Genomic DNA, 13,680 nt, shown 5'->3' with positions numbered 1-13,680 from the left:
ACCGGCAATCGTGTCGTGCGCTGGGGCTGAAACCACGTTCCACGCAGAGGAATCCCTCGTGAGCATCGCATTGCTTCGCGGTTCAGCGGGCCGCATCTTTCTGATCATCGAGGCCGGCCAGGCTTTCATCTGGGCGGTCGCCTTCACCTTGGGCCTCGTCTACCAGATTGAGGTCGCCCACCTGGACCCATTCCAGCTCGTCCTGATCGGGACGATCTTGGAGGCATCCTGCTTCCTGGCAGAGATTCCGACAGGGATCGTCGCGGACATCCACTCCCGACGGCTGTCGGTCATCGTCGGGATCGCCTTGCTCGGCGTCGGCGTTCTCATCACCGCCGTGCCGCTCTTCTGGACGATCGCGCTCGGCAACGTCGTCTGGGGTGTGGGCTACACGTTCACCTCGCTCCTTCATGCTGATCTCGTTGCTGGCCGGTATCACGAGTGAGGTGTTCGATCGCCTGTGGGCGGACCTGGTGCTGCGGGAGTTCCACCTGCCCGAGCTGGGGGTCTTGTCCGACTCGGCGACATGGTTCAGCTTGTTCGCGCTCGTCGGGTCGGCCGTTTCGTTGGGGGCCAGCCGGTTGGCCAATCGCTACGTCTCAAAGGCCCTGAACGCGGAGCACCCGTCCCGAGTCATGGCTGGAATGTTGTTCGTGCAGGTCCTGTGTGTCGTCGGTTTCGCCTTGGCTCCGTGGTTATGGATGGCGTTGGGGTTCCGATGGCTGCGGGAAGCGGTCATGGCCTTGGCGGCACCTGTGCGTCGCGCGTGGCTCAACCGAAATCTGGAGAGCCAGACGCGTGCCACGACCCTCTCGGCGATGAGTCAGGCCGACGCCCTCGGCCAGGTAATCGGTGGGCCCTCTTTCGGTGCGCTGGCCAAGCTCGCCGGGGTGGCGACGGCGCTGGTGGCCTCGGCCCTCGTGCAGTTGCCTGCAGCCGCGGTGATGCTTCGCGTTCGGCGAAGCGAAGCCGTGATCCAAGAACCCAGCTGACCACCTAGTCGAGGGTCTCGGCGGCCTCGAGCCAGGCGACTTCGAGGCCGTCCTTCTCGTCGGTCAGGGCCGTCAGCTCGCTCTGCAACTGGGTGAGCTTGCCGTAGTCGGACGCGTGTTCGGCCATCTGACCGTGCACGCGCTCGATGCGCTGACCGAGCTTGGCGAGCTGCGACTCGAGCCGCGCAAGCTCCTTCTTGGCTTGGCGGGTCTCGGCCGCCGACGGTCCCGCGGACGCTCGGTCGGACTCGCTTGGCGCGTTGGACGTCACCGCGGACGGTTGCCGGCGGCGGTGCTCGAGGTACTGGTCGACGCCGCCGGGCAGTAGCACGCAGCTTCCGTCGCCCATGAGGGCGTAGGTGACGTCGCAGACCCGCTCGAGGAAGTAGCGGTCGTGCGACACCACGATGAGGGTGCCGGGCCAGGAGTCGAGATAGTCCTCGATGACGTTGAGGGTGTCGATGTCGAGGTCGTTGGTGGGCTCATCGAGCAGGAGCACGTTGGGTTCGCCCATCAGCAACCGCAGGAACTGCAGCCGGCGGCGTTCCCCGCCCGACAGTTCGCCGATGCGCGTCACGAGCCGGTCGCCGGTGAAGCCGAACTCCTCCAACAGCTGCGAGGCGGACGCCTCCCGACCGGTCGCCAGCTGGGTCTCGCGGCGCAACCGGTTCACCGAATCGAGGACGCGTTCGGTGTCGTCGAGCTCGGTGACGGCCTGGGACAGGTGCGCGAGCCGGATCGTCGCACCCTGCTTGACCCGCCCGCGGGTCGGCTCCTGCTCCGTGGCCATCAGCCGCAGGAGCGTCGACTTGCCCGACCCGTTGACGCCGACGATGCCGATGCGGTCGCCGGGGCCGATCGACCAGGTGAGGTTGCGCAGCAGGTTCCGGCCGCCGGGCAGGTCGAGGTCGACGTGCGCGAGGTCGATGACGTCCTTGCCGAGCCTGGTGACGGAGAACTGCTTCAGTGCCAGCCGGTCGCGCGGTTCGGGCTCGTCGGCGATGAGCGAGTTGGCGGCCTCGATGCGGAAGCGCGGCTTCGACGTCCGGGCCGGGGCGCCGCGGCGCAACCAGGCCAACTCCTTGCGGGCGAGGTTCTTGCGGCGCGCCTCGTTCGCGGCGGCCTGCCGCTGGCGCTCCACGCGGGCCAGGACGTAGGCCGCGTACCCGCCGTCGTAGGCGTCCACGGTGGCGTCGTGCACCTCCCAGACGCGGGTGCAGACGGCGTCCAGGAACCAGCGATCGTGGCTGACGATGAGCATCGCCGTGCCGCCGGCGCGCAGTTCGTTGAGGTGGTCGGCGAGCCAGGAGACAGCCTCGACGTCGAGGTGGTTCGTGGGCTCGTCCAGCACGATCAGGTCGTGGCCACCCAGCATGATCGCGACCAGGGCGGTACGGCGCCGCTCGCCGCCGGACAAGTCCCCCACGCGGCCGTCCAGATCGACTCCGTCCAGGAGGTGCTCGACGATCGACCGGGACAGCGCGTTGGACGCCCAGACGTGGTCGGGTCTCCCGCCGACGATGACGTCCCGCACGGTCGCGTCGGCAGCGAAGTCGTCGGTCTGGGCCAGGTAGCCGATGGACGCCCCCGCGGACCTCGTGACCGTCCCGGAATCCGGCTCGATACGCCCGGTCAGCAGGGAGAGCAACGTCGTCTTGCCGTCGCCGTTGCGCCCGACGACGCCGATGACATCCCCCGTGGCCAGGCCGAGGGAGACGTCATCGAGGAGGATCCGGGTGCCGTACGACTTGCCGAGGTGCTCGGCGTTGACGATGTTCGCCAATCAACGGCCCCGCATGGCGCGGTTGACGCCCTTGGGCGAGGGCAGCGGCCCCCGCGGCACGGGGGCCTTCGGCCGGACGGCGTCGAGAGCGCGCAGCCGCGACTGCACCTCGTTGAGCTTCACGGCGTCCATGACCTTCGGCATCTTCTCGATGTGCTTCTGCAGCTCCGACAGCTTCACTTGCTTGTCGCCGTCGCCGATCATCAGCGTCGTGACGGGGACCCCGTAGGCCACCTGCTGGTGCTTGCGCGCCTCCTGGTTGAGCAGTTGGCGGGCGCCGTTGGCCTGACCCTCGCCGACCAGCACGATGCCGCAGGGGCCGACCACGCGGTGCACCATGTCCATCTGCCGGGTGGCGGCCACCCCCAGGTCGTAGGAGTACTTCTTCTTGTTCAGCATCGAGAGCGCGACCTCGGCGGACCCGGGCTGCCCCGCGTAGCGGCTGAAGGCGCCCTTCTTTGCGCGGTTGGTGAGGACGAGCATCGAGACGAGCAGGCCGAGCACGAGGGCCAGCGGCACCCACGCCCACCAGGCCGCGCCGGTCAGGATCGCGACCGTGGCGGCGACGACGGCGGTGAGCACGCCGGAGCCGATGACCCACAGGTCGAGCTTCGGGTCGACCTCGCGGGTGCGCTTGTACACCTCGACCATCTGGCGGGTGCGGCTCCAGTCCTGCGGATTGTCGCTGTTCTTCTTGCGAAGCTTGGCGGCCTTTCGCTCGGCCTTCTGCTTCGCGGCCAGTTGCTTGGCCCTCTCGCTTGCCATCGTCTCTCCGTGTTTCGGGTCGGCTCAGTGGGACTTCGTGCGGGCCTCGACCGCCTGACGGTACAGGCGGCCGGCTCGGTAGGACGATCGGACCAGCGGGCCGCTCAGCACGCCGGCGAAGCCGAGGCCCTTGGCCTCGTCCTCGAACGCGGCGAACTCCGTCGGCGTGACCCAGCGGTCGATCGGGTGGTGCAGCGGGGACGGCCGCAGGTACTGCGTGATCGTCAGCAGATCGGTGCCGGCGTCGCGCAGCGCGACCATGGCCTCGCTGACCTCCTCGGGGGCCTCGCCCATGCCGAGGATCAGGTTCGATTTCGTGACCAGCCCCGCCTCGTGGGCCTGCGTGATGACGCCGAGCGACCGCTCGTAGCTGAAGGCCGGCCGGATGCGCTTGAAGATACGGGGGACCGTCTCGAGGTTGTGCGCGAACACCTCGGGGCGGGCGTCGAACACCGTCTCGAGCGCCGAGCGCTCACCGCGGAAGTCGTCGACCAGCAACTCGACGCCGGTGCCCGGGTTGAGTTCGCGGATCTGCCGGCAGGTCTCGGCGTACAGCCACGACGCCCCGTCCGGCAGGTCGTCGCGTGCGACGCCGGTGACGGTGGCGTAGCGCAGGCCCATCTCGCGGACCGACTCGGCGACGCGGCGGGGCTCGTCCTTGTCGTAGCCGCTCGGGCGTCCGGTCGCGATCTGGCAGAAGTCGCAGCGGCGCGTGCACTGGTCGCCGCCGATGAGGAACGTCGCCTCGCGGTCTTCCCAGCACTCGAAGATGTTGGGGCAGCCCGCCTCCTGGCACACCGTGTGGAGGTCGGCACCCTTCACCCGCTGCTGCATGTCGCGATACTCCGGGCCCATGGTCGCACGCGTCTTGATCCACGAGGGTTTGCGTTCGATGGGGGTCTGCGCGTTCTTCGCCTCGATGCGAAGCAGCTTGCGTCCCGAAGTGGTGTCAGTCACCGCTCCATCCTACCGGTCGAACCGCCGAGCGGCTCGTACGGCTGCCAGGCCAGCAACTCGGTCAGGTACGGCTCGAGCCGACGGCCCATCGCGGCGAGGCTGGGCGGGACGACGCCCGTCTCGTCCTGCAGGGACGTGACGTCGGCGTCCGAGATGCCGCAGGGGACGATGTTGTGGAACGGGCCGGTGCTGCCCGCGGCGACGTTGAGCGCGAAGCCGTGCATCGCCGTCTGCCGCGAGACGCGGATGCCGATGGCGGCGATCTTGCGTTCCAGCCTGCTGGACGTCGCGGGCAGCCAGACGCCGGTGCGGCCGTCCACCCGAATGCCGTGGACGCCGAAGTCGGCCAGGCAGCGGATCAGCGCCTCCTCGACGCGGCGGACGTAGCCCAGCGGGCCGATGCGCCGCGGCAGCGGGATGATCGGGTAGCCGACGAGCTGGCCGGGGCCGTGGTAGGTGATCTTGCCGCCGCGGTCCACGTCGACGACGGGGGTGTTGTCGAACGGACGTTCCTCGGGCAGCGTGCGGCGTCCGGCTGTGTAGACGGGGGAGTGCTGGACGAACAACACCCGCGGGGGAATCTCGCCCGCGCTCACCCGCGCGTGCACGGCGCGCTGGTAGTCCCACAGCTCCTGGTAGTCCGACTGGGCCGGCGGGTCGGTCTCGAGGCCGACGTACTCGAACTCCAGCGCCGGGCCAAGGGACGAGTCGGCCGGCGCGGCGGTCTGAGGGGCGGGGTGGTCGGTGGATTGCTGCGTGGAGGTCACGGGCGCACCCTACCCCCGGTTCGCGTCCGGCCCGGGCCTTGTCGGAAGCCGGTCACGGCGACGGGGCGCCCGGTGTCCCGGACGCCCCGTCGGCTCGCTGCGTTCTCAGCCGTGGATCACAGGCCGAACTCGGCTCCGAACTCGCCCTCCTCGAGGCGGGCCTTCACGAAGCTCAGGTAGCGGGCCGCGTCGGCGCCGTCCACGAGCCGGTGATCGTAGGTGAGCGAGAGGTACATCATGTCGCGGACCGCGATGATGTCGCCCAACTCCGGATCGCTGATGACCACCGGACGCTTGACCATCGCGCCGGTGCCCAGGATCGCCACCTGCGGCTGGTTGATGATCGGCGTGTCCATCAGGGTGCCGGCCGAGCCGTAGTTGGTGATGGTGAACGTGCCGCCGGTCAGCTCGTCGGGGCCGACCTTGTTGGCCCGGGTGCGGGCACCGAGGTCACCGATGCGCTTCGCGAGGCCGGCTACGGTGAGGTCGCCGGCGTCCTTGATCACCGGGACGAGAAGGCCCTTCTCGGTGTCGACGGCGATGCCCAGGTCCTCGCTGGCCGCGTAGGTGATCTGGCCGGCCTCGGTGTCGATCGTCGCGTTCAGCTTCGGGAACTGGCGCAGGCCCTCGACCGCAGCCTTCGAGATGAAGGGCAGGTACGACAGCGAAACGCCCTCGCGGGCCTTGAAGTCGTCCTTGACCTGCGCGCGGATGCGCGAGATCGCGGTGAGGTCTACCTCGACGGTGGCGGTCAGCTGCGCCGAGACCTCCAGGGACTCCTTCATGCGGCGGGCGATCGTGGCGCGCAGGCGGGTGACCTTCTCGGTCGTGCCGGCCTTCGCCGACTGCGGCGCGGGAGCCGACGGCGCAGACTGAGCCGCCGCGGGAGCCTGCGGCTTCTTGGCGGCCTCGGCGGCGTCCAGGACGTCCTGCTTGCGGATGCGTCCGCCGACGCCGGAGCCCTGGACGGTGGCCAGGTCGACGCCGTTGTCGGCGGCGAGCTTGCGCACCAGCGGGGTCACGTACGTCGCGTCGCCGCCCTCGGCGGCCCGCGGGCCCAAGCCCGCCCCCGAGGCCCCGAAGCCGGCCGCCCTCGGCGGCCCGCGGGGCGGCCGGCTTCGGGGCCTCGGGGGCGGGCTTGGGAGCCCCCTTCGGGGCGGGCTTGGGGGCCTCCGGCGCGGGCTTGGGCTCGGGCTTCGGTTCTTCCTTGGGCTCCGGCTTCTCGGGTGCCTTCTCCGTCTCGGCCGGCTCGGCCGCCTCGGCGGCGTCCGTCTTCGGGTCGGACGGCTCGGCCGCGGGCTCGCTGGTCTCCTCAGCGGGGGCGGCCTGCTCTTCGGCCGGGGAGTCGCTGGACTCGCCGCTGTCGGACGGCGCGGCACCGGCGGCGCCGATGATCGCGAGGACGGCGCCCACGTCGGCGGTCTCGTCCTCCTGGACGCGGATCTCGAGCAGCGTGCCGGACGCCGGCGACGGGATCTCGGTGTCGACCTTGTCGGTGGAGATCTCCACCAGCGGCTCGTCCGCCTCGACCTCGTCGCCGATCTCCTTCAGCCAGCGCGAGACGGTGCCCTCGGTGACGGACTCGCCCAGCGCGGGCAGCGTCACCTCGGTGCCTTCGGCGGGGCCGGAGGACGCGGGCTGCGCCGCCTGCGTCGATTCCTCGGCGGGCTCAGCGGCCTCGTCCGTCTCGGTCGGCTCGGCAGCCTCGTCCGCCTCGGCGGGTGCCTTCTGCTCTCCGTCGGCGGCGACGGGCTCGTCCTGCTCGGTGGACGGCGCGGCCGGCTCGGACGCGGCGTCGCCCTCGGCGGGCTCGTCGCCGCCCGCGGGCGCCTCGTTCTCGTCGCCGATGGTGGCAAGGACGGCGCCGACCTCGGCCGTGTCATCTTCCTGCACCAAGATCTCGAGAACCACGCCGCTCGCGGGCGAGGGAATCTCGGTGTCGACCTTGTCGGTGGAGATCTCGACCAGCGGCTCGTCGGCCTCGACGCGGTCGCCGACCTGCTTGAGCCATCGCGAGACGGTTCCTTCGGTCACGCTTTCGCCCAGTGCGGGCAGGGGAACGGGTGTCGACATTGATCGGGCTCCTTCTTCGATGACAGCCAGTAGCGGACTCGGGGTTCAGCCTAGCCCGCTGGGGACGATTTCGTCCCGCTCCTCCCGTCCGGCCGGACGCGAGGAGCCAGGTGAGGCGGCGCGCCCGATCGGACGACGGCGCCCCACCCGCGGGATCAGTTCTGCAGCGACTGGGCCAGCGCCACCAGCGTGCGGACCGCAGCCCCGGTTCCGCCCTTCGCCACGTAGTCGTAGACCTTGTCGCTCCACGACGGCCCGGCGATGTCGAGGTGCGCCCAGGCGGTGTCGGCGGGCACGAACTCGCGCAGGAACGCCGCGGCCACCAGGGCGCCGCCGTACCGGGTCGTGCCGGACGACCGCAGATCCGCCACGTCGGACTTCAGGTTGTCGGTGATCCCGTCGGGCAGCGGCAGCTGCCAGAACGACTCACCCGCGGCTTCCGCGGCCTCGAGCACATGGTCGGCCGTCTGGTCGTCGCTCGCCATCAGCCCGGACGTCCGCTCGCCCAGGGCGACGATGCAGGCCCCGGTCAGCGTCGCCACGTCCACGATGAGCTCGGGGGAGTCCTGGGCCGCCCGGGCGATGCCGTCGGCGAGCACGAGGCGTCCCTCGGCGTCGGTGTTGGCGTTCTCGACGGTCTTGCCGCCGAACATCGTCAGCACGTCGGAGGGGTGGAACGCGCTGCCCGACGGCATGTTCTCGGCCATGCACGCGTAGGCGGTCACCTTCACCCGCAGCTTGAGCTGCGCGATCGCGCGGGTCGCGGCCAGCACGGCGGCGGCGCCCGCCATGTCGGACTTCATCGTGTACATGCCCTCGGGGGTCTTCAGATCGAGGCCGCCGGAGTCGAAGGTGATGCCTTTGCCGACCAGCGCGAGGTGGAACTTCGCGCCGCGCGGGCTGTAGGAGTAGCGCACCAGGCGCGGCGGGCGCTGCGAGCCGCGGCCGACCCCGAGGATGCCGCCATAGCCGTCGCGGGCGAGCGCCTTCTCGTCGAGCACCTCGACCTCGATGCGGGCGTCCTTGGCCGCCTGGCGGGCAAGCTCGGAGAACGACTCGGGGTAGAGCTCGTTCGCGGGGGCGTTCACCCAGTCACGGGCGGCGCAGACCGCGTCGGCGACGACCTGGGCGAGCCCCACGGCCTGGTTGGACGCCGACCCGGCAGGCGCCACCAGCGTGAGGGCCCGCACCGGGGCGGGCTTCGGCTCGGCGGACGCCTTGGCGAAGCGGTAGGACGCCAGCAGCGCGCCCTCGGCGGCGCCCTTGATGACGTCGGGCCCCGCGGTGTCCAGGCTGACGGCCACGCGCAGCGGGGTGTCGCCGGCCAGCTCCGCGGCGCGACGGACGCCGTTGGCGGCGGCGCGACGGACGGCCTCGGGGGTGACGTCGGCGTCCCCGAGGCCCGTGACGACGAGCGTGGTGCCGTCGCCCGGCAACACCGCGGTGGTGCCCGGCTTGGCCGACGCGCCGACGCCCTCGGCGACCTGCACCAGCGGCTGCCCGTAGCGGCCGGCGAGCGCCTTCTCGAGCACGTCGCTCGTCCCCGACAGGATGGCGGTGCCGCCGGCCGAGGTCATCCCGATCACCAGCACGTCGGCGTCCTGCGGGACGGACGATGCCAGGGCGAGGCGGGGCAGTGTGGATGAGGCGATGGTCACGGGTGGCTCCTTCGGCGACGACCGGTACACGGCCCCCGAGGCTACCGCGCGCCGCGGCCGACGACCCCGAATGGACCGTCCGGATGGCTGAAATGGTGGGGTCTGCTGCGATAGGTTCGCGGCATGCCAGAACTGAGGAAGTCCCCGCTGCACAGTCGCCACGAGGCCCTCGGCGCGAAGTTCGCTGAGTTCGGCGGCTGGAGCATGCCGCTGCAGTACACGTCCGTGGTCGCCGAGCACAAGGCGGTGCGGTCCGCCGTGGGCATCTTCGACGTGAGCCACCTCGGAGGCATCCGCGTCGTCGGGCCGAACGCGCGCGGTTTCCTCAACACCTGCTTCACCAACGACCTGGAGAAGATCGGCCCGGGCCAGGCCCAGTACACGCTGGCGTGCACCCGGATGGGGGGCGTCATCGACGACATCATCGTCTACCTCGTGCGCGACGACCACCTGTTCTGCGTGCCCAACGCGGCCAACAACGCCGACATCCTCCAGCTGCTCAAGTCCTCTGCGCCCGCCGCCATCGAGGTCACGAACGAACACACCGTCTACGCGAAGGTGGCCGTGCAGGGCCCCCAGAGCGACGAAGTGCTGGCCGCGCTCGGCGCGCCTGTCGACCATGACTACATGAAGTTCCGCAGCGGCACCATCGCCGGTGTGGACGTCACCGTCTGCCGCACCGGCTACACCGGCGAGCGCGGCTACGAGCTGATGATCCCGGCCGAGGACGCCGGCCCCGTCTGGGACGCGCTGATGGACGCCGGCGCCGCAGAAGGCATTACGCCGTGTGGCCTGGGCGCGCGCGACACCCTGCGCACCGAGATGGGCTACCCCCTGCACGGCCACGAGCTGTCCCTCGACATCGACCCCATCGAGGGCCAGTGCAGCTGGGCCGTCGGGTGGAACAAGCCCGAGTTCTGGGGCTCCGAGGCGCTCAAGGAGCGCAAGGCCCAGGGCGTCGAGCAGCGCATTCGCGCGCTGAAATCGGCCGGGCGCGGCATCCCGCGTCCCGGCATGAAGGTGCTGAACGACGCCGGCGAGGAGATCGGCTTCGTGACGTCGGGGACGTTCTCGCCGACGCTGAACGTCGGCATCGCGCTCGCGATGGTGGACGTCGACGTGCTGCCCGGCAGCGCGGTCAAGGTCGACATCCGGGGGCGTCAGGAGCCGTTCTCCGTCGAGAAGCCCCCGCTCGTCGAGCCGCAGGTGCGGCAGAAGTGAGCCTGGACTCCCACACGACGCGCCGACGGCTGACGGGGAAGTTCTGGGCCCACGTGGCGTTCGCGCTCGTGGGTCTGGCCGCCGTGCTGTGGGCTCTCACCCTCGCGGCGCACCCGAGCATCAGGTGCCGCGGCGTCGAGATGGGGCCCGGCGACGTCTGCGCCAAGGCCGATCAGCCGGACCGCACGCAGAGCTACGAGCAGCGGCTCGCGACCATCGAGAGCGCGCGGCCGGTGGTCGGAGGGGCCGGCGCGGTCGCCGCCGGCTTCGGCTTGTGGCTGGCCTCCACCGAATGGAAGAGGTCCGGGCGTCCCGAGTGAGCCGACGTCAGGGACGCAGCGACATCGGCCCGTAGACCACGCTGTCCCCGTCCAGCAGCGTGACGGCCTCGACGCCGTCCTCGAGGAGGTCGTCGAACGACTCGGTCAGCCACGCCTCGGCGTCGGCCTGCGTGGGGAACTCACCGGAGCGGTAGGAGGGGTTCACGGCGTCGCCCGCGATCCAGGTGAAGGCCATCAGACGTCGTCCCCCCGCTTGACGCGCGGCGCCGGGGTACGCCAGCGACGGAACGACATCTGCCGGTTGAACATGTACATGCCGAGGCCGCGACGGGGACGGTCGGGGAGCCTTTCCGCCAGCATCCGCTTGATGCGGCGCCACAGCAGCACCGAGTCGAGGACCATCACGATCAGGAACGCGTACATGCCGTAGATGACCCACGTCGCGTAGTGCAGGAACGCGGGGATGAAGGTGACCGCCATCAGCACCAGCAGGAGCGGCATCGCGATCTCGCCGATGTTGAACCGGGAGTCGACCACGTCACGCACCAGCTGACGCTCCGGGGTCGCGTCCACGGTCTGGTACTCGCGCTGACGCTGAGCGACGCGGCTCGCGCGCTCGCGGGCCTTCATCTCTTTCTTCGACAGCGTGGGGTTGAGCCGCTGACGACGTGCCGCCTCGGCTTCGCGGCGGGTGGGCGTCGGGTGGTCCTTCTTGGCGGGTCCGCTGTGGCCGGTGGGCTCGACGGGTCGCTCGGGGGCGACGGGCGGCTCCTCATTCTTCTTGGCTTTGAACGCGGGCAAGGCGGATCCTTCGACAACGGTGCGGCACTGGACCTCCCTAGTCTAGGGGATGCCCCTCGCACAGAAGACCGCCTACGCTGGGCACGCAGACTTATATGTCCCAATGGAAGGACCCGACTCGAATGGCCGGACTGTTCAACCGACTCAAGACGATTTTCTCGGCGAAGACTGACCAAGCGCTGGACAAGTTGGAGGATCCGCGCCAGACCCTGGACTACTCCTACCAGCGCCAGTTGGAGCTGCTGCAGAAGGTGCGCCGCGGTGTTGCGGACGTCGCCACCAGCCGCAAGCGCGTCGAGCTTCAGGCCAAGCAGATGAACGCCGAGGTCGACAAGATGACCGTCGCGGCCAAGCGGGCCCTCGAGCAGGGACGTGAAGACCTCGCTCGCGAGGCGCTGACCCGCAAGTCCGGGCTGCAGCAGCAGCTGGGCGACCTGCAGGCGCAACATGCGCAGCTGTCCGAGGAAGAGGAGAAGCTCGTCCGCGCCAGCCAGCGGCTCCAGGCCAAGGTGGACGCCTTCCGCACCAAGAAGGAGACCATCAAGGCCACCTACTCCGCGGCCGAGGCGCAGACCCGCGTCAACGAGGCGTTCAGCGGCGTGAGCGAGGAGATGGGCGACGTCGGCCTGGCGATCCAGCGCGCCGAGGACAAGACGCTCCAGATGCAGGCCCGCGCCGGTGCGGTCGACGAGCTGCTCGCGTCCGGCGCCCTGGACGATCCGACCGGCTTCGGGAAGGACGACATCACCCGCGAACTCGACGCGATGGCGTCCAGCTCGCAGGTCGAGGACGAACTGGCCGCACTGAAGCAGACGGTCGCCATCGGCGACGGCCGGCAGGACGCCCCCGAGCTCGCCCCGGGAACCGCTCAGCAGGCTCCCGGCACGGCGCAGCAGGTGCAGGGCGGCGAGCAGCCCAGCAGCGCCGATGCCCAGCAGCCCGTCCAGGGCGACGACCGGCGGGAGGGCTGAGGCATGATCCTTCGCATCCTCGGTGAGGGCCAGTTCGAACTGGACGACGCCCACCACGACGCGCTCAACGAGTTGGACGACATCGTCGAACGGGCCGTCGCCGACTCCGATCAGGAGGCGCTGACCGCCGCGCTCACGAAGTTGCTCGACCGGGTCCGTTCCCTCGCCCGCCCCGTTCCCGACGACGCGCTCGTCGACTCCGAGTTGATCCTCCCCGACGCCGGCGCCGACCTGGCCGAGCTTCGCCGCTGGCTCGCGGAGAACGACGCCAGCGACGGGCTCATCCCCGGCTGACCGGGTGAGGGTTCTCGTCTGCACGGACGCCGTCGGCGGCCTGTCGTCGGCCGAGGCCGGGACCGCGCTGGGCCGTGCCTTCCGCCGGGCCGGGGCGGCCGGCGTCGCCGTCGTGCCGGCGGCGTCGGGCGGGCAGGCACTTGCCGCGGCTCTGGCCGCCCTCGGGCGTCCGTTACCGGTGCTGGACGGCGGCGGGCCCCAGGCGTCCGCGTTCGTGCCCACCGCGTCCTCGGGGCTGGACGCCGGCGTCCTGCGCGAGGCGTTGGAAATGCGCCCCGACGCTCTCGTCCTTGATCTGACCCGCACTGACGCCCCCGACGGCGGCGCGGGGCTGCTGGCCGCGCTGGGCGCGTCCGGGGCGTCCTTGACCGGTGGGGCGCTCGGCCTGCAAGGGCTGGATGCGCTCGACCTGGGCCCGGCGCGCGCGCTGCTGGGCACCACCCGGCTGATCGGCGTCATCCCGGACGCCCAGCGCGACGACCAGCTCCTCGGGTTGCGCGGGCTGGCGTCCCGGCGGGGGCGCGAAACGGGCGCCGACCCCGCGGACATGCTCGCCGTGGACACCGCCCTGTCCGGGCTGGCCGCGCGCCTCGGCGTCACGGACCGCCCCGGCTTGGGCGCCGCCGGGGGAGCCGGCCTGGCCGTCCTGGGGCTGGGGGGCGAACTCACCACCGGCGTCGACCTGTGCCTGGACGTCGCCGGGGCGTCCCGGAGCGCGGCTCAGGCCGACCTCGTCGTCACCGGCGCGGACACCATCGGGTTCGTCGACCGCGGCGGCCCGGTGGTCGCCGAGCTGTCCGGGCTGGCCGAGCGGGCGTTGCGGCCGTGCATCGCTGTGGCGCGCCGGGTGGACGTCTCCGCGCGCGAACTGCGGACCTTCGGTCTCGAGGCCGCGCACGCGGTGGGCGGAGCCGAGGCGATGGCGTCCGACGAACTGACAGAGCGAACCGTCGGCGTCGCCCGCACCTGGACGTGGTGACACCGACAGTTGTCGGTGGGAGGCCAACGCCGTAGGCGGGCCGACGCCGCCGGGTTGTCCTCGCTGGCCCCGGTTCCGCCGCCGGTTCGGTCGGCGTCCCTGGATGCGGGTGTGCCCGCCTGGTCGCTCCTCCTCGAC

15 protein-coding genes and 1 pseudogene are annotated in these 13,680 nt (G+C 71.0%); 7 read left to right on the top strand and 9 right to left on the bottom strand.

Features of this window, described 5'->3' with window-relative positions; translation table 11 throughout:
• Window positions 1–58 precede the first annotated feature (58 nt).
• Window positions 59–445: an MFS transporter gene (locus tag BN1187_RS11480; protein ID WP_040161852.1), complete on the top strand. Its 387-nt coding sequence runs from the start codon at window positions 59–61 to the stop codon at window positions 443–445.
• Window positions 411–992, top strand: coding sequence for an MFS transporter (locus BN1187_RS11475; RefSeq protein ID WP_147675115.1), 582 nt, complete (start codon window positions 411–413; stop codon window positions 990–992). Before BN1187_RS11480 ends, BN1187_RS11475 begins: the two co-directional genes overlap by 35 nt.
• 4 nt (window positions 993–996) lie before the next feature.
• Here the strand turns inward: BN1187_RS11475 and BN1187_RS11470 are convergent, their stop codons facing one another.
• The 7 genes and pseudogenes from BN1187_RS11470 to BN1187_RS11445 all read right to left on the bottom strand — a co-directional run bounded on the left by BN1187_RS11470 (window position 997) and on the right by BN1187_RS11445 (window position 8,995).
• Window positions 997–2,775, bottom strand: a complete 1,779-nt coding sequence (locus BN1187_RS11470; RefSeq protein ID WP_040161845.1) for an ABC-F family ATP-binding cassette domain-containing protein — start codon at window positions 2,773–2,775, stop codon at window positions 997–999.
• Complete coding sequence (locus BN1187_RS11465; protein WP_040161842.1) at window positions 2,776–3,540, bottom strand: DUF4191 domain-containing protein; 765 nt, start codon at window positions 3,538–3,540, stop codon at window positions 2,776–2,778.
• Window positions 3,541–3,564: 24 nt separating this feature from the next.
• Window positions 3,565–4,497, bottom strand: a complete 933-nt coding sequence (gene lipA, locus BN1187_RS11460) for a lipoyl synthase (RefSeq protein ID WP_040161838.1) — start codon at window positions 4,495–4,497, stop codon at window positions 3,565–3,567.
• Window positions 4,494–5,264, bottom strand: coding sequence for a lipoyl(octanoyl) transferase LipB (gene lipB / locus BN1187_RS11455; protein WP_082034668.1), 771 nt, complete (start codon window positions 5,262–5,264; stop codon window positions 4,494–4,496). The genes lipA and lipB overlap by 4 nt, the downstream gene beginning before the upstream one ends.
• Window positions 5,265–5,380: 116 nt before the next feature.
• Window positions 5,381–6,643 carry a 2-oxoglutarate dehydrogenase, E2 component, dihydrolipoamide succinyltransferase gene (gene sucB, locus BN1187_RS11450; protein ID WP_235750662.1) on the bottom strand — a complete coding sequence of 421 codons (1,263 nt, stop codon included), beginning with the start codon at window positions 6,641–6,643 and terminating at the stop codon, window positions 5,381–5,383.
• A gap of 70 nt (window positions 6,644–6,713) precedes the next feature.
• Window positions 6,714–7,337: pseudogene (locus tag BN1187_RS14915) on the bottom strand (biotin/lipoyl-containing protein); the annotation flags it as partial.
• A gap of 155 nt (window positions 7,338–7,492) precedes the next feature.
• Window positions 7,493–8,995: a leucyl aminopeptidase gene (locus BN1187_RS11445; RefSeq protein ID WP_040161835.1), complete on the bottom strand. Its 1,503-nt coding sequence runs from the start codon at window positions 8,993–8,995 to the stop codon at window positions 7,493–7,495.
• Between the two features lie 123 nt (window positions 8,996–9,118).
• Between BN1187_RS11445 and gcvT the strand changes: the two genes are divergently transcribed.
• The gene (gcvT, locus tag BN1187_RS11440) at window positions 9,119–10,216 is read left to right on the top strand and encodes a glycine cleavage system aminomethyltransferase GcvT (RefSeq protein WP_040161832.1); all 1,098 of its coding nucleotides are present in this window, start codon (window positions 9,119–9,121) and stop codon (window positions 10,214–10,216) included.
• Entirely contained in the window at window positions 10,213–10,536 is a 324-nt protein-coding gene (locus BN1187_RS11435) for a hypothetical protein (RefSeq protein ID WP_052462632.1), read from the top strand. Before gcvT ends, BN1187_RS11435 begins: the two co-directional genes overlap by 4 nt.
• A 7-nt stretch (window positions 10,537–10,543) precedes the next feature.
• On the opposite strand, the gene BN1187_RS11430 is transcribed toward BN1187_RS11435, so the two are convergent.
• A complete protein-coding gene (locus BN1187_RS11430; protein WP_040161830.1) occupies window positions 10,544–10,732 on the bottom strand; it encodes an SGNH/GDSL hydrolase family protein in 189 nt (62 codons plus the stop codon).
• Window positions 10,732–11,298, bottom strand: coding sequence for a DUF3043 domain-containing protein (locus tag BN1187_RS11425; RefSeq protein ID WP_052462631.1), 567 nt, complete (start codon window positions 11,296–11,298; stop codon window positions 10,732–10,734). The genes BN1187_RS11430 and BN1187_RS11425 overlap by 1 nt, the downstream gene beginning before the upstream one ends.
• A gap of 122 nt (window positions 11,299–11,420) precedes the next feature.
• Here BN1187_RS11425 and BN1187_RS11420 point away from each other — a divergent pair, with 122 nt between their 5' ends.
• Genes BN1187_RS11420 through BN1187_RS11410 form a run of 3 tightly spaced genes read left to right on the top strand, consistent with a single transcriptional unit; the run spans window position 11,421 to window position 13,542 of the window.
• Entirely contained in the window at window positions 11,421–12,269 is an 849-nt protein-coding gene (locus BN1187_RS11420) for a PspA/IM30 family protein (RefSeq protein ID WP_040161825.1), read from the top strand.
• 3 nt (window positions 12,270–12,272) lie between these two features.
• Window positions 12,273–12,563, top strand: a complete 291-nt coding sequence (pspAA, locus tag BN1187_RS11415; protein WP_040161822.1) for a PspA-associated protein PspAA — start codon at window positions 12,273–12,275, stop codon at window positions 12,561–12,563.
• Between the two features lie 4 nt (window positions 12,564–12,567).
• Window positions 12,568–13,542, top strand: coding sequence for a glycerate kinase (locus BN1187_RS11410; protein WP_040161820.1), 975 nt, complete (start codon window positions 12,568–12,570; stop codon window positions 13,540–13,542).
• Window positions 13,543–13,680: the final 138 nt, after the last annotated feature.

Origin of the sequence: Nigerium massiliense, from assembly GCF_000826085.1 — a bacterium.
GTDB classification, from domain to species: domain Bacteria; phylum Actinomycetota; class Actinomycetes; order Propionibacteriales; family Propionibacteriaceae; genus Propioniciclava; species Propioniciclava massiliense.
Note: the sequence above shows the minus strand (reverse complement) of the source record. Positions and strands in the feature narration are given on the sequence as shown.

Bases quoted from the DNA above. Each gene is read 5' to 3' on its own strand.
- BN1187_RS11465 (WP_040161842.1), bottom strand. From the start codon at position 3,540: ATGGCAAGCGAGAGGGCCAAGCAACTGGCCGCGAAGCAGAAGGCCGAG.
- BN1187_RS11475 (WP_147675115.1), top strand. From the start codon at position 411: ATGCTGATCTCGTTGCTGGCCGGTATCACGAGTGAGGTGTTCGATCGC.
- gcvT (WP_040161832.1), top strand. From the start codon at position 9,119: ATGCCAGAACTGAGGAAGTCCCCGCTGCACAGTCGCCACGAGGCCCTC.
- BN1187_RS11430 (WP_040161830.1), bottom strand. From the start codon at position 10,732: ATGGCCTTCACCTGGATCGCGGGCGACGCCGTGAACCCCTCCTACCGC.
- pspAA (WP_040161822.1), top strand. From the start codon at position 12,273: ATGATCCTTCGCATCCTCGGTGAGGGCCAGTTCGAACTGGACGACGCC.
- BN1187_RS11420 (WP_040161825.1), top strand. From the start codon at position 11,421: ATGGCCGGACTGTTCAACCGACTCAAGACGATTTTCTCGGCGAAGACT.